General features: G+C 67.7%; 20 protein-coding genes. 11 read left to right on the top strand and 9 right to left on the bottom strand.

Annotated features, from left to right (window positions below):
* Positions 1-5: 5 nt before the first annotated feature.
* On the bottom strand, positions 6-557 hold the full coding sequence (gene sufT / locus MG068_RS03555; RefSeq protein ID WP_024957743.1) for a putative Fe-S cluster assembly protein SufT: 552 nt from the start codon (positions 555-557) through the stop codon (positions 6-8).
* Positions 558-679: 122 nt separating this feature from the next.
* On the opposite strand from sufT, the gene MG068_RS03550 reads away from it, so the two are divergent.
* Positions 680-1,099: a hypothetical protein gene (locus tag MG068_RS03550; protein ID WP_100437932.1), complete on the top strand. Its 420-nt coding sequence runs from the start codon at positions 680-682 to the stop codon at positions 1,097-1,099.
* Positions 1,100-1,178: 79 nt separating this feature from the next.
* On the opposite strand, the gene MG068_RS03545 is transcribed toward MG068_RS03550, so the two are convergent.
* Both MG068_RS03545 and MG068_RS03540 read right to left on the bottom strand, forming a co-directional pair.
* The gene (locus tag MG068_RS03545) at positions 1,179-2,639 is read right to left on the bottom strand and encodes an NAD(P)(+) transhydrogenase (Re/Si-specific) subunit beta (protein WP_132809276.1); all 1,461 of its coding nucleotides are present in this window, start codon (positions 2,637-2,639) and stop codon (positions 1,179-1,181) included.
* Complete coding sequence (locus tag MG068_RS03540; RefSeq protein WP_005408173.1) at positions 2,636-2,956, bottom strand: NAD(P) transhydrogenase subunit alpha part 2; 321 nt, start codon at positions 2,954-2,956, stop codon at positions 2,636-2,638. The genes MG068_RS03545 and MG068_RS03540 overlap by 4 nt, the downstream gene beginning before the upstream one ends.
* Positions 2,957-3,054: 98 nt before the next feature.
* Here MG068_RS03540 and MG068_RS03535 point away from each other — a divergent pair, with 98 nt between their 5' ends.
* From MG068_RS03535 to MG068_RS03525, 3 genes are read left to right on the top strand one after another with little or no spacing between them, the layout of a single operon-like run.
* A complete protein-coding gene (locus MG068_RS03535; RefSeq protein WP_080356593.1) occupies positions 3,055-3,639 on the top strand; it encodes an RNA polymerase sigma factor in 585 nt (194 codons plus the stop codon).
* Positions 3,636-3,962: a hypothetical protein gene (locus tag MG068_RS03530; RefSeq protein ID WP_032130086.1), complete on the top strand. Its 327-nt coding sequence runs from the start codon at positions 3,636-3,638 to the stop codon at positions 3,960-3,962. Before MG068_RS03535 ends, MG068_RS03530 begins: the two co-directional genes overlap by 4 nt.
* Positions 3,963-3,965: 3 nt before the next feature.
* Entirely contained in the window at positions 3,966-4,427 is a 462-nt protein-coding gene (locus MG068_RS03525; RefSeq protein ID WP_049463518.1) for a DUF3106 domain-containing protein, read from the top strand.
* Positions 4,428-4,527: 100 nt separating this feature from the next.
* On the opposite strand, the gene MG068_RS03520 is transcribed toward MG068_RS03525, so the two are convergent.
* Positions 4,528-5,607 carry an NAD(P) transhydrogenase subunit alpha gene (locus MG068_RS03520; protein ID WP_049422877.1) on the bottom strand — a complete coding sequence of 360 codons (1,080 nt, stop codon included), beginning with the start codon at positions 5,605-5,607 and terminating at the stop codon, positions 4,528-4,530.
* A gap of 52 nt (positions 5,608-5,659) precedes the next feature.
* Positions 5,660-7,981 (bottom strand): PacR family protein, encoded by a 2,322-nt coding sequence (locus MG068_RS03515; protein ID WP_132809274.1) that lies wholly within the window; start codon positions 7,979-7,981, stop codon positions 5,660-5,662.
* Positions 7,982-8,312: 331 nt separating this feature from the next.
* On the opposite strand from MG068_RS03515, the gene MG068_RS03510 reads away from it, so the two are divergent.
* From MG068_RS03510 to MG068_RS03495, 4 genes are read left to right on the top strand one after another with little or no spacing between them, the layout of a single operon-like run.
* The gene (locus MG068_RS03510) at positions 8,313-8,894 is read left to right on the top strand and encodes a nitroreductase family protein (protein ID WP_049422899.1); all 582 of its coding nucleotides are present in this window, start codon (positions 8,313-8,315) and stop codon (positions 8,892-8,894) included.
* A complete protein-coding gene (locus tag MG068_RS03505; RefSeq protein WP_032130090.1) occupies positions 8,891-9,841 on the top strand; it encodes a 5'-3' exonuclease in 951 nt (316 codons plus the stop codon). Before MG068_RS03510 ends, MG068_RS03505 begins: the two co-directional genes overlap by 4 nt.
* Positions 9,838-10,392: an NUDIX hydrolase gene (locus MG068_RS03500; RefSeq protein WP_010481791.1), complete on the top strand. Its 555-nt coding sequence runs from the start codon at positions 9,838-9,840 to the stop codon at positions 10,390-10,392. The genes MG068_RS03505 and MG068_RS03500 overlap by 4 nt, the downstream gene beginning before the upstream one ends.
* Positions 10,385-11,182, top strand: coding sequence for an N-formylglutamate amidohydrolase (locus tag MG068_RS03495; RefSeq protein WP_132809272.1), 798 nt, complete (start codon positions 10,385-10,387; stop codon positions 11,180-11,182). Before MG068_RS03500 ends, MG068_RS03495 begins: the two co-directional genes overlap by 8 nt.
* 83 nt (positions 11,183-11,265) lie before the next feature.
* Here MG068_RS03495 and MG068_RS03490 read toward each other — a convergent pair whose 3' ends face one another.
* Entirely contained in the window at positions 11,266-11,937 is a 672-nt protein-coding gene (locus MG068_RS03490) for a DUF7716 domain-containing protein (RefSeq protein ID WP_132809270.1), read from the bottom strand.
* Entirely contained in the window at positions 11,934-13,352 is a 1,419-nt protein-coding gene (locus MG068_RS03485) for an MFS transporter (protein WP_049463643.1), read from the bottom strand. Before MG068_RS03485 ends, MG068_RS03490 begins: the two co-directional genes overlap by 4 nt.
* Before the next feature lie 105 nt (positions 13,353-13,457).
* Here MG068_RS03485 and MG068_RS03480 point away from each other — a divergent pair, with 105 nt between their 5' ends.
* Positions 13,458-14,342 carry a LysR family transcriptional regulator gene (locus MG068_RS03480; RefSeq protein WP_132811106.1) on the top strand — a complete coding sequence of 295 codons (885 nt, stop codon included), beginning with the start codon at positions 13,458-13,460 and terminating at the stop codon, positions 14,340-14,342.
* Positions 14,343-14,539: 197 nt separating this feature from the next.
* Here the strand turns inward: MG068_RS03480 and pip are convergent, their stop codons facing one another.
* Entirely contained in the window at positions 14,540-15,481 is a 942-nt protein-coding gene (pip, locus tag MG068_RS03475; RefSeq protein WP_005408161.1) for a prolyl aminopeptidase, read from the bottom strand.
* Positions 15,482-15,529: 48 nt separating this feature from the next.
* Positions 15,530-16,387, bottom strand: coding sequence for a peptide chain release factor N(5)-glutamine methyltransferase (gene prmC, locus MG068_RS03470; RefSeq protein WP_107431578.1), 858 nt, complete (start codon positions 16,385-16,387; stop codon positions 15,530-15,532).
* A 354-nt stretch (positions 16,388-16,741) separates the two neighbouring features.
* Between prmC and ahpC the strand changes: the two genes are divergently transcribed.
* Positions 16,742-17,305 carry an alkyl hydroperoxide reductase subunit C gene (gene ahpC / locus MG068_RS03465; protein WP_005408159.1) on the top strand — a complete coding sequence of 188 codons (564 nt, stop codon included), beginning with the start codon at positions 16,742-16,744 and terminating at the stop codon, positions 17,303-17,305.
* A gap of 225 nt (positions 17,306-17,530) precedes the next feature.
* Entirely contained in the window at positions 17,531-19,123 is a 1,593-nt protein-coding gene (gene ahpF, locus MG068_RS03460; protein ID WP_132809268.1) for an alkyl hydroperoxide reductase subunit F, read from the top strand.
* Positions 19,124-19,197: the final 74 nt, after the last annotated feature.

Below are 19,197 nucleotides of genomic sequence, written 5' to 3'. Positions count from 1 at the left end.
CTGGGTCAAAGCATGCCGGTCTCGAGCCGGGCCGCCTCGGACATCATGTGCTGGTTCCACGGCGGGTCGAACACCAGGTCGACGTCGGCCTCGGCCACCGTCGGGATCATTTCAAGCTTGCTGCGCACGTCGTCGACCAGAATGTCGCCCATCCCACAGCCCGGTGCGGTCAGGGTCATCTTCACGTCGATCTCGCGCTTGCCTTCGTCCAGGTGCTTGATCTCGACCTCGTAGACCAGGCCCAGTTCGACGATGTTCACCGGAATTTCCGGATCAAAGCAGGTGCGCAGCTGCTGCCACACCAGCTGTTCCACCTGTTCATCAGTGGCGTCGGCCGGCAGTTCCAGCGGTGCCGGTGCCTCCTTGCCGATGGCGTCGCCGTCCTTGCCGGCGATGCGGAACAGGTTGCCCTCGACGAACACCGAATAACTGCCGCCCAGCGCCTGGGTGATGTACCCATAGCTGCCGGCGGGCAGGGTCACGGTGTCGCCCTGCGGGACCATCACGGCCTCGCAATCGCGTTCGAAGTGGACAGGTTCGCTGCTACGGGAATACATGGGGACCGATATGGGGCCGTGGCCAAGGCCACGCAAGACGGCATTCTAGCCCAGCCGCCCTGCCGCCGCCGGTGCACTGCGGCAAACCACAGTATCCTGTCGGTGATCTTCAGGGAGCTTCGATGTCCTCCAATGCCGCGCGTGCCAGGACCGTGACCTGGCTCTGGCCCATCATGCTGTTGCTGGGTCTGCTTGTTGCTCCCCTCGCCTGGATGATGCTGGCGTTGATGACCGGCCGGCAGGTCGGCTGGATGGCGGTACTGACCGCCCTGGAACTGGTGTTCATGCTGCGCATGGGCACGCTGGGCCCGGGCCGGCTGCGCATCGCCCTGGTCGTGCTGGGCACCGTGCTGGTGGCGGCCGTGGCCAATTGGGCCATCGCCAGCGCGTGGATGGGCGGCTCGATCGGGCTGGACCTGTGGGACGCCACCCTGCGGATGGGCCCGCACCTGGCCTGGACCCTGATCACCCTCGCCAATGGCGCGATGGAATGGCTTTGGCTGGCCCTGGGCGTGGCCGTGGGCGCCTGGCTGGCGCGCTGACCCACCGGCAGGTAGTGCCGGCCGCTGGCCGGCAGAAGCGTGCGGACCAAGGTCCGCACCTACCCGATGCAGCCGCCGCTCAATGCCCGCCGTCGAGCGCCTTCAGTTCGCTCACCAGCGAGGCTGCCGCTTCGGCACCGTCGCCATACAGCATGCGGGTGTTGTCGGCGTAGAACAGCGCATTCTCGATGCCCGCGAAGCCCGTGCCCTTGCCGCGCTTGATCACCACCACGTTGCGCGCGTTGACCACATCCAGCACCGGCATGCCGTAGATCGGGCTGGCCGGGTCGGTACGTGCCACCGGATTGACCACGTCGTTGGCACCGATCACCAGCACCACATCGGTGTTGGCAAATTCCGGGTTGATGTCGTCCATGTCGGCGATCAGGTCGTAGGGCACACCCGCTTCGGCCAGCAGCACGTTCATGTGCCCAGGCATGCGCCCAGCCACCGGGTGGATCGCGAACTTCACCTTCACCCCGCGCTGGCCCAACCGCTGCGCCAGCTCCCAGATCTTGTGCTGGGCCTGCGCCACCGCCATGCCATAACCGGGCACGATCACCACGCGTTCGGCGTAGGCCATCATCGCCGCGACGTCCGACGCTTCAATCGGCTTCTGCGCGCCAGTGATCGCCTGCGCTTCGCCGCCGGCGCCGCCGCCGAAGTTGGAGAACAACACGTTGCGGATCGGCCGGTTCATCGCCTTGGCCATCAGCCGGGTCAGCAGGATGCCCGCCGCGCCGACCATCATGCCGGCGATGATCAGCGCCTCGTTGCCCAGCACATAGCCTTCGAACGACACCGCCAGGCCGGTGAACGCGTTGTACAGCGAGATCACCACCGGCATGTCGGCGCCACCGATCGGCAGCGTCATCAGCACGCCCAGTGCCAGTGCCAGCACGAAGAAAGCGACGATCGCCCAGGTGTTGAGCGTGCTGGCCGCGATGATCGCCACCACCACCACCGCCAGTGCCACCAGCAGGTTCATCACCTGCTGGCCCGGCCAGGTCACCCGCTTGTCCAGGCGGCCATCGAGCTTGGCCCAGGCAATCACCGAGCCGGACAGCGACACCGCACCGATGGCCGCGCCGACCACCGCCAGCAGCAGCACCATGCCCGACGGCTGGCGCGCGGCCAGGTCGGCCAACGCCTGCGCACTCCAGTGGCTGGTATCACGGTTGGCGAGGAACGCGTAGCGCAGCAGTTCCACTGCACCGATGGCCGCGGCCGAGCCGCCGCCCATGCCGTTGTACAGCGCCACCATCTGCGGCATGTCGGTGATGGCAACCTTGCCGGCCGACCACCAGGCCAGGCCCGCGCCCAGCAGCAGCGCCACCAGGATCAGCGGCACGTTATGCAGTTCGGGCAGGAAGAAAGTCGCCACCGTGGCCAGCAGCATGCCCAGCCCGGCCCAGCGGATGCCGCTGCGCGCGGTCAGCGGCGAGGCCATGCGCTGCAGGCCCAGCAGGAACAGCGTGGCGGCGACGAGGTAGCTGGCCTTGACCAGCCAATCGAGCAGTTCGACGGTGCTGATGTTCAAGCCTGCGGCTCCTTCGGCTCGTCCTTGCCGCCCTTGGGCGCGCTCGGCTTGAACATTTCCAGCATGCGCGCGGTGACCACGTAGCCACCGGCGGCGTTGCCGGCACCAAGCACCACGGCGAGGAAGCCCAGAGCTTTCTCCAGCGGTGTCTGCGCGTGCCCCAGCACCACCATTGCACCGATCAGCACGATGCCGTGGATGAAGTTGGAGCCCGACATCAGCGGGGTATGCAGGATCACCGGCACCCGCGAAATGATCACGTGACCGGCGATGGCTGCCAGCATGAAGATGTACAGCGCTACGAACCCGTCACTCACCGGCAACGCTCCTGCTCTGTCTTCGTCGTCCCATCATAACCATGGGCTGAACCCGGTGCGCGCCCGGCGTCAACCGAAGCCGCGCTCACGCGTTGTCGATGGTGACCCCGAGCGAGGAACCGTACCCTGTGCTGGTGAGCAGCCCCGTCCCCCCGAGCGCCGAGACCGATGCCCTGCCGGCGTCGCTGGAGGCGTTCCTGGCCAGTGTTGGCCCGCGCGCGTTCCGCTTCGCCGAGGCCGGCCTGCGCCAGCGCGAAGACGCCATGGACGCGGTGCAGGACGCGCTGCTGCGCATGCTGGACTACGCCGACAAGCCGGCTGCCGAATGGGCCCCGCTGTTCTGGAGCATCCTGCGCCGGCGCGTGATCGACGTGCAGCGCCGGCGCCGCTTCCGACTGCCGTTCTGGCGCGACAACCAGGACGCCGACGGCGGCGAGATCGACTGGGCCGACCCCGGCCCGGACCCGGCACAGGCGCACGAACAGCGCCAGCAGTACCAACAGCTGGTGGACGCGTTGCGCCGCCTGCCCGCCCGCCAGCGCGAGGCCTTCACCCTGCGCGTGCTGCAGGACCTGGACGGGGCCACCACCGCCCGCGCCATGGGCTGCAGCGAAGGCGCGGTAAAAACCCATCTGGCACGCGCCCGCCAGGCGCTGCAGGATTATCTGGAGACCCATCCGTGAACCGCTCCCTGCCTTCCGATGACACCCTGCGCAGCCTGCACGCGCAGTCGCTGCACGCGCTGTCGCCGGCAACGCTGGCCCGGCTGCGCCAGGCTCGCCACGGCGCCACGGCCGCCCATCGCGGGCGCTGGCGCTGGTGGCTGGCCAGTGCCTGTTCACTGGTGGTGGCACTGGGTATCGGCCTGCAGTTCACCGGCCACGGCACCCTGACGGGCCCTGCGCCGGCACCTGTGCTTGCCTCGGCGGAAGACAACAGCGCGCTCTACGACGAAAATCCCGATCTGTACCTGTGGCTGGGCGATACCGACCTGGCGATGGAGTGAATCATGTCCCGACTGCACACCCTGCCCCTGCTGATGACCCTGTTGCTGCTGCCGGCCTTCCCGGCCCTGGCGCAGAGCGCCGCGCCCGCCCCTGCCGCACGCCCTGCGCCGGCCGCACCGCTGCCGGCGTGGGAACACCTCAGCGAAGCGCAGCGCGAATCCCTGCTGGCGCCGCTGCGCGACCGCTGGAACAGCGCCGATGCCGGCCAGCGCCAGCGCATGCTTTCGCATGGCCAGCGCTGGCAATCGATGAGCCCGGAGGAGCGCGACAAGGCCCGCCGTGGCCTGCGCCGCTTCGAGCACATGAACCCGGAACAGCGTGAGCAGGCCCGGGCCCTGTTCGGTCAGATGCGGAACATGCCGCCGGAACAGCGCGACGCCCTGCGCGAGCGCTGGTCGCAGATGACGCCGGAACAACGCAAGGACTGGGTGCGCGACAACCCGCCGCCGGCGAAGCCGCGGTAACGCCGGCATCCGCAGGGTGGGTGCGGACCCTGGTCCGCACGCTGGGCCGTTCCTCCACGCATGGCGTGGATCTACCGGGAAGGCAATCGGCGCTACCGGCTCACGCCTGCCAGCGTGTCTTCGCCAGCAACTCGTCGTCCCAGTCGAAACTGAGCTCCCCTTCGCGCACGAACAAGGCGACGAAGTTGAGCAGGTTGCGCGCGTACATCTCGCTGGCCTGGGTCGCGCCGCGGCTGGCCAGGCCAAGCGGGCCATCGATGGTCACGCCCTGATGTTCGATGCACTGCCCCGGCTGGGTCAGTGCGCAGTTGCCGCCGCTCTCTGCCGCCAGATCGACAATGACGCTGCCGGTGGCCATGCCTTCCACCATCGCGGCAGTCACGATCGTCGGCGCCGGTCGCCCCGGTACCGCTGCCGTGCAGATCACCACATCCACGCTGCGCAGGTGGTCGGCCAGCCGGCGCTGCTGCTCGGCGCGTTCCTCATCGGTCAACGCACGCGCATAGCCGCCTTCACCGGCTGCACTCACACCAAGATCAAGGAAGCGCGCGCCCAGCGACTGGATCTGCTCGCGGGTTTCCGGGCGCACGTCGAAACCTTCCACCTGTGCACCGAGACGACGCGCGGTGGCGATGGCCTGCAGACCGGCCACACCGGCACCGATCACCAGCACCTTGGCTGGGCGCACGGTACCGGCGGCGGTGGTCAGCATCGGGAAGAAACGCGGCGCACGCTCGGCCGCGATCAGTGCCGCCTTGTAACCGGCCATGCCGGCCTGCGAGCTGAGTACATCCATCGCCTGCGCGCGGGTGGTGCGCGGCAGCTGCTGCAGTGGGAACAGGTGCAGGCGGTCGCCAGCGGCCAATGCCGCAAGCGCCGGATCACTGGCCGGAGTCAGCAGGCCGACCACGCTGGCAGCGGGCTTGAGCTGCTCCAGCACCGCCACCGGCGGTGCCTGCACGCACAGCAGGATATCGATCTCGGCCCAGCGACCTACATCGAACACACGTGCACCGGCGTCGTCATAGGCAGCATCGGTAAATCCCGCCGCCAGACCGGCGCCGGCCTCATACCAGACAGTGATGCCCAAGGCACCGAGCTTGCGCGCGGTTTCCGGCGTCAACGCCACGCGCCGTTCGCCCGGCGCGGTCTCCTTGATCCCCAGCAACGCCACGGCCATGCAGGTCCCCGCTGATCGGTGAGTTTTCCCGATCCTAGCAGGCGGCCACGGCTCAGTGCAGTGTTGCGCTGCCCGGGTCCAGCCGATCGATCACACCCTGCATCGCGCTGTCGAAGGCGCCATCGTCGACGTGGGCGCGCAGGCGGCCCAGCCGCACCATCACTGCCAGTTCTTCCGGCGAGGCCACGCAGAAGCGCACGCCGCGGCGGTTGACGAACAGCAGGCGCGAGGAAATCGGGCTGACCCAGGACAGCTTGCCGGCCTGCACCTTGCCGTCCTTGTCGACGAAGTCCAGCCAGTTGCCGATTTCCATGCGTCGGAAGCGGTCGGCGTCGGCGTTGTCGAAATCGTCGGCGTCGATCTGCCCGCCGAGCTCCACCGCTGGCGACTCAGCCACCGGCGGCGCCGGCAAGGCGACCTGCGGCAGCTCCGGCAGCGCGCGCTGCAGTTCCGGTCGCGATTCCGCAATGCCCTGCAGGGTGTCGTGCAGGGCGTCGATGGCACCGGTGGCGGCATCGCCGTGCACGCCGACACTGGCAAATACCTTGGCCAGCACCGGCTGCCAGGCCTGCAGCCACGGCTTGCCGACGATCTGGCGGCGGGCCTCGGCCACTTCCTCCAGCAGGCCGTCAGCCAGGCTCAGTGCCTCGGCCACCGACGCGCCCTCCTCGCCCTCGCGCAGCAGCGCCAGGGTCAGGTGGTGCTGCCATGGCTGGCGCAGGAACTCGGCGATGGCCGGCGGCAGGGTGGCATCGCCGATGCGGCGATCCAGTTCGGCACCCGCCCGGCTGCGGGCCATTTCCAGCTTCTCCTGGCCGCGCTGCGTTTCGGCGGCGCGGCGCTCGGCGATCTCCACACGGCGGCGATGCTGCACAAGGAATTCGCGGAATTCTTCTTCCAGAGTCAGGAAGATCGCCAGGTTCTCGTTGAACTCGGCAACCAGGCGCTCGATGATTTCCTCGACCTTGGCCATCAGCATGCGCTCGGCCTGGCTTTCGCCGGTATTGCCCTCGCAGGCTTCGGCCAGCGAGTTGAGCAGCTTGCGGGCCGGGTGGGTCTTCTGCACGAACATGCGGCGGTCGAGCATCGCCACCTTGACGAAGGGCACCACCAGGCGGCCGATCAGCTCGCGCGAACGGCCCTCCAGCTCGCGTTCGTCCAGCATCACGTCGAACAGCATGCCGACCAGATCGATCGCATCTTCGTCCTGCGGGTCCAGCCGGGTCTGGCCAGGATCGACGCCGAGACGGGTGGCGCTGGACAGCACTTCACTCTTCAGCCGCTGCGCCAGTGATTCGCCGTCCTCGCCGATGGCCGCACGCAGGGTGGCGCTGGGCGTGGCCTGCAGCAGCGACAGCACCGACATCATCTCGCGCTGGCTCAACGGGCGGTGCTGGCCAACCGCGACCTGCGCTGCCGAGGTGGCGTCTTCGCGGACATGACGGGTCTGCTGCAGCAGCTCATGCAGGGCCTCCAGCAGCATTCCCTGCTGGCCGGCATACGCCTCGCCGTTGCCGGCATCCTCGCTCCCGAGGTGCTGCTGCATGTGGCCACGGCGCTCGGACCAGCGCGCAGCGAAGCGCTGTGCCCAGGCCGGCGCGGCCTGTTCATCATCGCTGAATTCGGATTCGAAGCCCGCCGCGTGGCGCGGCTCGACCAGATCGTCCGACCCGGGCGCCATGCGCGGGTCGGGCGCGGCCGACAATGGACGCCGCGGCGCCCCCATCTGCGACATCACGCCAGCGGCGGCCAGCTGCTCGTCCAGCTTCTCGTAGATGCGGCCCACCGGCGCGCGCAGGTCGCGCTCACACAGCTTGATCAGCACCAGGTGCACTTCCGGCGCCAGTTCGCAGCCGGCAAAGGCCTCATGGATGGCCACGCCCAGATGTTCGGGGCTGACCGGGTTGTGATCGGCATCCAGCTCGGCGCCGCCGATCAGGCGGCCGAGGCGGCGGTCCAGCCGCGCCAGCACCGGCTTGAAGTCACGCAGCAGCACGGTGGCGAAGTTGCGTACCGCCAGCCGCGATTCCAGCACGTGTTCCGCCAGCAGGCTCAGGCCGTCCTCGGCCGGACCGGACAGGGTCGCTTCGGCCGACAACGGTTCACCGCTAGCCAGCGCCTCCCAGGCCCGCTGCAGGTGGCCGGCGAAGGCGGCGGCGATGTCCTCGCGGCGGCGGCGCAGTTCGCGCATTGCATCCAGGAACAGCAGCTGCGACGAGCCAGCATTGCCGGCGCGGTCGAACAGGGCATCGTCGAAGCGCGCCAGTGCGGCCCCGAACGCCTGGCACAGCGCCGGCAGGACCATGTCCCGGGCACGCTGGAGCTGGGCCGGGTCACGCCCCGGCGATCCCATCGGTGTGGGCACGCTCATCATTCGGGAAGGCTCCCCACCTTCTCTGGTACGACAGACAGCATGGACATCGCGACGACCGGTACACCCCATGTACCGGTATGTCGATGGTAGGCCGGCCAGCCCGTCGCGGACAGTGAAACAGTCCTCACTTCAAACCTCATGACCGGCGGCCCGGCAAGATAGATATCGTAAGCCGTGCAAGGCCTGCGAGGCGAGGGGAAGCGGTCGTCCGTTTCCCGCCAGTGGCATGACGTTCATCACAGTTTGATATTCAGGGGCGGGACGCGACACAGACGGCGTCATTGACCACCCCGACTATAATCAAACACCCGTGATGACCGGTTCAGATTCCATGCCCGACCCCGCTGCCCTGCTTGCCCTGGATGCCCGCCGCTCGGTGCCCTCGCGGCAACTGGGCGAGCCCGGACCGGATCCAGCCACCCTGCAGCGCATGCTGGCCTCGGCCGTGCGCGTGCCCGACCACGGCAAGCGCGTACCGTTCCGCTTCCTGAAGATCGCCGGCGATGCACGTCACACTCTGGGCGACTTCCTGGCCGAGCGCAGCCGCCAGCGCGACCCGCATGCGGGCGAGGCGGTATTCGAGAAGGACCGCCAGCGTTTCAGCCATGCGCCGCTGGTGATCGTGGTGGTGGCCAGCCCGCGGCCGGACCCGAAGGTGCCCGAGCAGGAACAGCTGATGACCGCCGGCTGCGTCTGCTTCGCCCTGCTGCAGGCCGCGCAGGCGCTGGGCTTCGGTGCGCAGTGGCTGACTGCATGGATGGCCTTCGACCCGGTCGTGCAGGTACATCTGGGCCTGGCCGAAGGCGAACGCATCGCCGGCTTCATCCACATCGGTACACCCAAGGCCGATGTACCTGAGCGCGAGCGCCCCGATCCGGCGGCCCTGCTGCGCGACTGGACGCCACCGGCATGAGCCTGCCGGCACCACCGCCATCGCTGTATCTGGTCGACGCCAGCATCTACGTGTTCCGCGCCTGGCACTCGCTGCCGGACCAGTTCCAGGACGCGCAGGGCTGGCCGACCAACGCCGTGCACGGCTTCGCCCGCTTCCTGCTCGATCTGCTCGAACGCGAGCGCCCGCGGCACATCGCCATCGCCTTCGACGAAGCACTCGACAGCGGCTTCCGCCACCGGCTGTATCCGGCCTACAAGGCCAATCGGGACCCGGCGCCGGAAGCGCTCAAGCGCCAGTTCGTACACTGCAAGGCGCTGTGCGCGGCGTTGGGCCTTGCGGTGCTTGCCCACCACGAATACGAAGCCGATGACCTGATCGGCAGCGCCCTGCACGTGCACCGTGGCAGCCACCGCGGGGTGATCATCTCCGCCGACAAGGACCTGTCGCAGCTGCTGCTGGATCACGACGAGCAGTGGGACTACGCACGCAACCAGCGTTGGGACGTAGCCGGAGTGAAGGCGCGGCACGGCGTGCACGCGCACCAGATCGCCGATTACCTGGCACTGTGCGGCGATGCGGTGGACAACATTCCCGGTGTCAGTGGTGTCGGCAGCAAGTCCGCCGCCGTGCTGCTGGCCCACTTCGGCAGCATGGATGCGCTGTACGAACGCCTGGACGAAGTGCCGTTCCTGCGCCTGCGCGGCGCGGCACAGATGGCGGTGCGCCTGCGCGAACAGCGCGAGCACGCCCAGCTCTGGCGCCAGCTGACCACCATCGCGCTGGACGCGCCGCTGGAAGGCAGCCAGCCCGGGCTGCTGCGCCAGGCAGCCGATCCGGAGCTGCTCGGTGGCCTGTGCCAGACCCTGCGCTTCGGCCCGATGACCCGCCGCCGGCTGTTCGATGCCGCCGGTGTGGCCGACCCCGTTCCCACTCCATCCTTTTCCAATTCCGGCGAGCCCGCATGAGCCAGCGCAACACCGAAGCCCCGCGTGTCGTCTATGAAGGCAAGTACCAGCGCATGCTGGTGCGCGGCACCTGGGAATACAGCGAACGTACCCACGCCGGTGGCCTGGCCGCGATCATCATCGCCGTCACCCCGGAGGACAAGGTGCTGTTCGTCGAGCAGTTCCGCGTGCCGCTGCAGGCACCCACCATCGAGATGCCGGCCGGCCTGGTCGGCGACATCCACGCCGGCGAATCGATTGAAGTCTCGGCCGTGCGCGAACTGGAAGAAGAAACCGGCTGGACCGCCGATCACGCCGAAGTGCTGATGATCGGCCCGACGTCGTCCGGCGCCAGCAGCGAGAAGATCGCCTTCGTACGCGCTACCGGCCTGCGCCGGATCGGCGAAGGTGGCGGTGATGACAGCGAGGACATCACCGTGCACGAGATTCCACGCAGTGAGGCCGCGGCCTGGCTGGTGCAGAAGATGGGCGAAGGCTACGAGCTGGATGCCAAGCTGTGGGCCGGCCTGTGGATGATCGAGCACCACCTGGACGGGCGCCCGCGTGGCTGACGCCGACCTGCATGCACTGCCGGCGCTGCTTGGCGCCGATGATCCGGCAATCTACGCGATCCACCGGGCGCAGGGCGCGTCGCCGTACCTGCTGCTGGCCGACCACGCCGGCCAGCAGGTACCGCGTGCCCTCGCCGGCCTGGGCTTGCCACAGGCCGAACTGGATCGCCACATCGGCTGGGACATCGGCATTGCCGGCACCACCCGCGCACTGGCCGAACGGCTGGATGCCTGGGCGATCGAACAGACCTATTCGCGGCTGCTGATCGACTGCAACCGCCCACTGGCCTCGCCGACGCTGATTCCGGAGGTGAGCGACCACACCGTGGTCCCGGGCAATGCCGGTCTGTCGGCGGCGCAGCGGCAACAGCGCATTGATGCGATCCATGCGCCGTACCACGCACGCATCGACGCCGAACTGGACGCACGCCGCGATGCCGGTCGCCCCACCCTGCTGGTGATGATGCACAGCTTCACCCCGGCGATGAACGGCACGCAGCGGCCGTGGCATGCCGGCGTGCTGTACCACCAGGACACGCGCTTTGCGCATGCACTGCTGCAGGCACTGCGCGACGAAGGCGACCTGGTGGTGGGCGACAACGAACCGTATTCGGTCAGCAGTACCAGCGACTACGCGGTGCCGGTGCATGGCGAAGGCCGCGGGCTGGTGCACGTGGAACTGGAGATCCGCCAGGACCTGATCGCCGATGCCGCCGGGCAGCTGGCATGGGCGCAGCGGCTGGCGCGGATCTTCAGCGCGCTGCAACCGCAGTTGCTGGCCGCCGGGTGATTTACCCAGGCTTGGTAGTGCCGGCCGCTGGCCGGCAACTGCAATGATCCAACGAACCTGAGGTTGCCGGCCAGCGGCCGGCACTACCGCAATACGGGCGCATCCATCCACGGGAACGGCTTGAACCCGTGCACCTGCACGGTCGCACCGATCGCTTCGAGATCATCCTTGATCGCCTGCGCGCGGCGACGATCCAGCGCTTCACCCAGCACCAGCGGCAACGCACGGCAGCGCGCCAACGCCTCGCCCACCGGCATCTCCAGCAGGCGCGCCACGCGCTGCGCTGCGGCTTTGATCTGCCCCTCCGAGCACGCCTTCAGCGTCAGATCGAAGGAAGCGAAGATGCCTGCGCCCAGCCCTGCCTCGCGCGCCTCCGCTTGTTCCTCAGCACCCGCTTCGCCCAGGGCCTCGTCGATACCTTCGACCTGCTGGAATGCGTCGTACTCGGTGTAGTACGCCAGCGCCTGCGCGTAGTCCTGCAGCGACGACAGCGGGCGTTGCCGCTTCTGCACATCCAGCACGTCGGCAAACGTGGCCGGCTCCAGATACGGGAACAGCCCCATCGCTGCCGAAGCGGCCGATCGCTCGCCGTCGTCATCCAGCGCTTCATCACTGGATGACGGCAACCACAACCGCGCAGCCAGCAGGTCCTCGTTGCTGGCCATCACCCAGCCGAAGGCGTTCCACACCTCATCGTCATCGTTGCAGGCAGCGAAGGCATGCAGGGTCTGTTGCAGGTCCAGCAGTTCGATCATGCGTCGGTGCTCAGGCAGGCAGTCGCTGCCGAGTCTACCGGCGCCGGGCGCAGGCCCAGCGCGATCACCACGCCGAGCGCGGCGAACAGCGCGGCGCCGTACTGTGCATTGACCATGCCCTGCAACGCATCAGGGCTGGTTGCCGCCTGCGTGCCGCGCGCGGCGTTGGCGACCATCACCAGTACCGCCAATCCCAAGGCGCCGCCGATCTGCTGGGCGGTGGCCGCCATGCCGGACGCGACGCCTTGCTGCGGACCCGGCACGCCCTGCCCGGCCACGATCCACATCGCCGTCCAGCTCATGCCCTGGCCGATGCTGAGCACCACGATGCCCGGCAACAGCGGCCAGTAGCTGGCGCCATGCGGCATCGCCAACGCAACCGCGGCGATGCCGACGGCACCTGCGGCGAAGCCCCAGGCCAGCACCTGCCGTGGCGAACGGCGCCGCAGCATGCGTTCGGCAATCCGGATGCCGAAGGTGCACACCAATGTCGGCAGCAGGAAGGCCATACCGGCCTGCAGCGGGCTCCAGCCATAGCCATCCTGGAAGTAAAGCGCCAGGAAGTAGTACTGCACGCCATAGCTGCTCATGAAAGCGAAGGTCAGACCCAGCGCGGCGCGGAGGCCGGGCAGGCGCAACAGCGAAAACTGCATCAGCGGGTCACGGCTGCGCTTTTCGATCTGTACGAACACCGTCAACAATACGGCTGAAAGCAGCAGGCAGATGAGCGTAGCCGGCGCCGTCCAGCCCCACTCCGGCCCTTGCACCAGAGTGGTGACCAGCAGGCTGCCGCCAGCGGTGACAGTGAGACAACCGGCCAGATCGAAGGAACGGCCCTGCACGCGTGGACCATCGGCCGGCAGCCATGTACCGGCCGCGACCGCGCACGCCGTGGCCAGCGGCACGATCACCGCGAGCACCGCCGGCCAGCCGAACGCCTGGGTCAGCACGCCACCGAGCAGCGTGCCCAGCGCCAGGCCGACCGCGCTGGCCATGCTCCAGATCGCCAGCGCACGATTGCGTACCGGGCCTTCGGCGTACAGCGTGTTGATCAGCGCCAGCGTGGCCGGGAACAGCAGCGCCGCCCCGACGCCTTGTGCGGCGCGCGCGATGATCAACAGCGTGGCGTTCGGCGCCAGCGCACCGAGCAGCGAGGCCAGCGCGAACAGCAGCATGCCCAGCCGGTAGAAGCGGCGGCGGCCGATCAGGTCGGCGGCGCGCCCGCCGAGCAGCAGGCTGCCGCCGAAGGCCACGGTGTAGGCACTGACCACCCATTGCAGCTGCTGCGCGTTGATCTGCAGCGCGCGGCCCATGTCATGCAGGGCAACGAAGATGATGGTGGCATCCAGGGCGATGATCAGCTGGGCGGTGGCCAGCAGGGTCAGCGCCCAGCGCGGGTATTTGAGGGGAGGCATCGGCGGTCTGGCGCGGTGGGGGAGCGCAGTCTCATTGATGCGAGCCAATCAATAAACCCCTCCCCGACCATATCTGTCATGATTTTCGGCATGAATGGAGCCTCGATGGACCTCAATGCGGTGCGCATGCTGGTGCAGGTGGCCGAAGCCCGCAGTTTCACCGTGGCCGCCGGCCAGCTCGGCCTGAGCCAATCCGGCCTGTCGCGCGCGATCGGGCGGCTGGAAGTGTCGCTGGGGGTGAAGCTGCTGCAGCGGAACACCCGCAACGTGGCGCTGACCCCGGATGGCCGCCAGTTCGTGGAACAGGTGGCACCACTGCTGGCCGGCCTGGACGATGCCGAACGGCAACTGGCCGACCGCCCGTGCACGCCCTCGGGCACGTTGAAGATCAGTGCGCCGTCGATGTTCGGGCGCAAGGTGCTGGTGCCGATGCTGGCGCCGTTGCTGCAACAGCATCCGCAGCTGCAGGTGGAAGCGGTGCTCAGCGACCGTCTGGTCGATCTGGTCGAAGAAGGCTTCGATGCCGCGCTGCGCACCGGCGTCATCGCCGACCAGCGCATCGTCGCGCGGCCATTGCGGCCGCTGCGCTGGGTGACGGTGGCCAGCCCCGCCTATCTGGCCCGCTGTGGCGCACCGGACGATGTGGCCGCGCTGCAGGACCATGCCTGCCTGGCGGTGCGCAACCTGCGCAGTGGCCGGCTGGTGGACTGGCAGTTCCTGCAGGACGGGCAACTGCGCGAGTTCACGCCGCCGACGCGGATGGTGTTCGACAGCGGCGATCCGCTGGTGGAAGCGGCCATCGCCGGTATCGGCATCGTGCAGGTGATGGATTTCGCCGTGGCCGATGCGTTGGCCGATGGCCGCCTGCAGCGCGTGCTGCAGCCGTTTGAAGGCCGCAGCCGTGCACTGTCGTTGATCTACCCGCCGTCGCGCCAGCACTCGCCGAAGCTGCAGGTGCTGGCCGACGCGCTGCTGGCCGGGGAGTGGTAGCGCCCGCCGCTGGCCGGCGCCTCCAGGAATCCAACCGTCTCAGGTTTGCCGGCCAGCGGCCGGCACTACCGCAGCCAGGCGTGGCCTGGCTCTACTGATCAGTGCACCGAACCCGGTCTGGAGCAGAGCCCCCTTGTTGTTCAAGGGGGCGCGCCGACAGGCGCGGGGATAAGGTGGAATGCGTGGATAGTTTTGCCTCAAGCAAAACTGTCGGTGGCGCGCACCAGCGCGTCCACGTTCTCGGCTTCGAACGCCGAGTGACCCGACGCCGGCGTGATTTCCAGCTTCGCCTTCGGCCACACCTTGGTCAGGTCCCAGGCGTTGGCCAGCGGGCAGACCACGTCGTAGCGGCCGTGCACGATCACGCCGGGAATGTCAGCGATGCGGTGCGCGTCGCGCAGCAGCTGGTCTTCCACCTCGAAGAAGCCGCCGTTGACGAAGTAATGGTTCTCGATGCGGGCAAAGGCCAACGCGAAGTGCGGGTCTTCGTGGCTGTTGATGAAATCATCATCGACGTGCAGGAAGCTGGTCGCGCCTTCCCACACCGCCCACGCCTTGGCCGCTTCCAGGCGGGTGGCTTCGTCGTCGCTGGTCAGGCGGCGGTGGAAGGCCGAGATCAGGTCATGGCGCTCCACCGACGGGATCGGCTTGAGGTAGTGCTCCCACGCATCCGGGAACAGGCGGTTGGCGCCTTCCTGGTAGAACCACTCCAGTTCCCAGCGGCGCAGCATGAAGATGCCGCGCAGGACCAGTTCGGTCACGCGCTGCGGGTGGGTTTCGGCATAGGCCAGCGCCAGGGTCGAACCCCAGCTGCCGCCGAACACCTGCCAGCGATCCACCTTCAGGTGCTCGCGCAGCTTCTCGATATCGGCGACGAGATCCCAGGTGGTGTTGTCCACCAGGTCCGCGTGCGGGGTGGAACGGCCGGCACCGCGCTGGTCGAACAGGATGATGCGGTACTTGGACGGGTCGTGGAACTGGCGCATCTTGTCGCTGCAACCACCGCCCGGGCCACCGTGCAGCATCACCACCGGCTTGCCATCCGGGTTGCCGCACTGTTCGAAGTACAGCGTGTGGCGGTCGTCGACCTTCAGGGTGCCGACGTCGTAGGGGGTGATGGCGGGGTACAGCGTACGCATGCTTGCAGCTCCAGGGTGATGCCCTGCCGGGGCAGGAGAACCTCCATTCTAGGCCGGACACCGGCCCAGGGTGATGCGGTCGCGCTGTTCCAGGTCCTGCACGGTCTGCACCTCTGCAAAACCCGCGGCGTCGAACAGCGCGCGGATCACCGCGCCCTGGTCCCAACCGTGCTCGATCAGCAGCCAACCGCCGGGCAGCAGGTGGGCCTGGCCACCGTCTACGATGCGACGGATGTCATCCAGGCCATCCACGCCGGAGGCCAGCGCGGAAGCCGGTTCAAAACGCAGGTCGCCCTGCTCCAGATGCGGGTCGTCGCTGGCGATGTATGGCGGGTTGCTGGCAATCAGGTCGAAGCGTGCACCCTGCAGTGGCGCATACCAGTCGTGCCCGCCATCGGCGAAGCGGACGTTGCGCAGTTCATGGCGCGCAGCATTGCGCGCGGCCACGGCCAGCGCGCCCGGGCTGGCATCGGTGGCCAGCACCTGCGCTTGGGGCCGTTCGCTGGCCAGCGCCAAGGCGATCGCGCCGGTGCCAGTGCCGAGGTCGGCCAGCTGCAGCGATTGGTCTGGCGGCAGCCGCTCCAGCGCCAGCTCGACCAGCAGCTCGGTTTCCGGACGCGGGATCAGCGTGGCCGGGTCGACCTCCAGGTCCAGCGTCCAGAAACCGCGGCGGCCGGTCAGGTAGGCCACCGGCTCACCGGCCACGCGGCGGGCCAGCAACGCTTCGAAGGCGGCCAGGTCGGCGGCGGCCAGCGGATCGGTGGCATGCGCGAACAGCCAGCTGCGCGGGCGCTCCAGCACATGCAGCAGCAGCAGTTCGGCCTCGTGGCGGGCCTCGACGCCGCCGAGGCGGGCACTGGCCTCGGCCACGATCTGGCGCAGGGAGGGTTCGGTTTGGAAAGACATGCCGCAATTGTAGAGCCGTGCCCATGCTCGGCTGCTTCTGGAACAGCGGAGCATGGGCTCGGTTCCAGAGATCCGCAGTCGAGCGTGGCTCGACACTACAAAAAGCTGCAATTCGTTCAGGTTCTGCCGGAGGGAATAAGGAGGGGCTATCGGCCCCTTTCCGCGCCTCCGGGAGATTTCCCTTGTCACACAGCCAGTTGCAGGATGGGAGCGGCAAGGTTCAGTGCCTGCTCATGACCAAATGATAGATTCCATCTATCAAATAGATGCAATCAATGGATTGTTCTTATCGCCAGCGAGTCGGTAACCTAGCTCCTGTCGATTCACCCACTCCCCTTCACCAGAGGAAAAACGATGTCCCTGATCAACACCCAGATCCAGCCGTTCGAAGCCAACGCTTACCACAATGGCGAGTTCATCAAGGTTTCCGACGCCAGCCTGAAGGGCCAGTGGTCCGTCCTGATCTTCATGCCGGCCGCCTTCACCTTCAACTGCCCGACCGAGATCGAAGACGCCGCTGACCATTACGCCGAGTTCAAGAAGGCCGGCGCCGAGGTCTACATCGTCACCACCGACACCCACTTCTCGCACAAGGTGTGGCACGAAACCTCGCCGGCCGTCGGCAAGGCCCAGTTCCCGCTGGTCGGCGACCCGACCCACCAGCTGACCAACGCCTTCGGCGTGCACATTCCGGAAGAAGGCCTGGCCCTGCGCGGCACCTTCATCATCAACCCGGAAGGCGTGATCAAGACCCTGGAGATCCACTCCAACGAGATCGCCCGTGACGTCTCCGAAACCCTGCGCAAGCTGAAGGCTGCCCAGTTCACCGCCGCCAACCCGAACCAGGTGTGCCCGGCCAAGTGGAAGGAAGGCGAGAAGACCCTGACCCCGTCGCTGGACCTGGTCGGCAAGATCTAAAGCAGTACCGGCCTGCCGTGGCCCCACGCCACGGCGCGCCTTTCATCCCCGTGCCGGTCCCCCCGCCGGCGTGGGGGTGAACCCAAGACAGCCAACGCTCGCCCGCCTTGGCCAGCCAGCCCCTTCCACGGTCGCTGTCTTGGGTTCACCCCTACCCCCTGCTGGTCCGCTACCTTCTACAGCGGTGCCACGCCCCCTGTTTGCCTGAAGCCAGGAGATGACCCGATGTTGGACGCCAACCTGCAGTCGCAGCTGAAGACCTATCTGGAGCGCGTGACCCGCCCGATCCAGATCACCGCGCACGCCGACGACGGCGCCAAGTCGCAGGAAATGCTGGAACTGCTGCAGACCCTGGGCAGCCTGTCGGACAAGATCTCGCTGCAGGTGCTGCGCGATGGCCAGGGCCGCGTGCCGTCCTTCGACCTGGGCACCCCGGGCCAGGACATCCACCTGACCTTCGCCGGCCTGCCGATGGGCCACGAGTTCACCTCGCTGGTGCTGGCGCTGCTGCAGGTGGGCGGTCATCCGTCCAAGGCCACCGCCGAGCTGATCGAGCAGGTGCAGAACCTGGAAGGTGAATACAGGTTCGAAACCTACTTCTCGCTGTCCTGCCAGAACTGCCCGGACGTGGTGCAGGCGCTGAACCTGGCGGCGGTGCTCAACCCGCGCATCCAGCACGTGGCCATCGACGGTGCCCTGTTCCAGGACGAAGTCGAGAAGCGCGAGATCATGTCGGTGCCGACCGTGTACCTCAACGGCGAAGTGTTCGACCAGGGCCGCATGACCCTGGAGCAGATCGTGGCCAAGCTGGACACCAATGCCAGCAAGCGTGATGCAGAGAAGATCGCCGCCAAGGACGCCTTCGACGTGCTGGTGGTGGGCGGTGGCCCGGCCGGTGCTGCAGCGGCGATCTACGCCGCACGCAAGGGCATCCGCACCGGCATCGCCGCCGAGCGTTTCGGTGGCCAGGTGCTGGACACCATGGCGATCGAGAACTTCATCTCGGTGAAGGAGACCGAGGGCCCGAAGCTGGCCACGGCGCTGGAACAGCACGTGCGCGAGTACGAGGTGGACATCATGAACCTGCAGCGCGCCAGTGCGCTGGTGCCGGCCGGTGAAGACGGCCTGGTGCAGGTGCAGCTGGAGAACGGCGCGGTGCTGAAGTCGCGTTCGGTGATCCTGTCCACCGGCGCACGCTGGCGCCAGATGAACGTGCCGGGCGAAGACCAGTACCGCAACAAGGGCGTGGCCTACTGCCCGCACTGCGATGGTCCGCTGTTCAAGGGCAAGCGCGTGGCGGTGATCGGCGGCGGCAACTCCGGCGTGGAAGCGGCCATCGATCTGGCCGGCATCGTGTCGCATGTAACCCTGCTGGAGTTCGATTCCAGCCTGCGCGCCGACGAAGTGCTGCAGAAGAAACTGCGCAGCCTGGCCAACGTCACCGTGCTGACCAGCGCACAGACCACCGAAGTGCTGGGCGACGGCAGCCGTGTCACCGGCCTGGTCTACAAGGACCGTGTCGGCGGCGACGCCCACCGCGTCGAGCTGGAAGGCATCTTCGTGCAGATCGGCCTGCTGCCCAACACCGAGTGGCTGAAGGACACCGTGGCGCTGTCGCCGCGTGGCGAGATCGTCATCGACGACCGTGGCCAGACCAACCTGCCGGGCGTGTTCGCTGCTGGCGATTGCACGACGGTACCCTACAAGCAGATCATCATTGCCATGGGCGCCGGTTCGACCGCCGCACTGAGCGCGTTCGACCACCTGATCCGCTCGTCGGTGAGCAGCAGCAGTGGTGCTGTTGCTGAAGCTGCCTGATCCATCGTTCCCAGATCACCGGGAACATTGTCTGCCTGTCGGGTAACCATGCCGTCAGCCGGTCCGTTACCCCT

This window comes from Stenotrophomonas sp. ASS1 (assembly GCF_004346925.1).
Lineage (GTDB): Bacteria > Pseudomonadota > Gammaproteobacteria > Xanthomonadales > Xanthomonadaceae > Stenotrophomonas > Stenotrophomonas maltophilia_A.
Note: the sequence above shows the minus strand (reverse complement) of the source record. Positions and strands in the feature narration are given on the sequence as shown.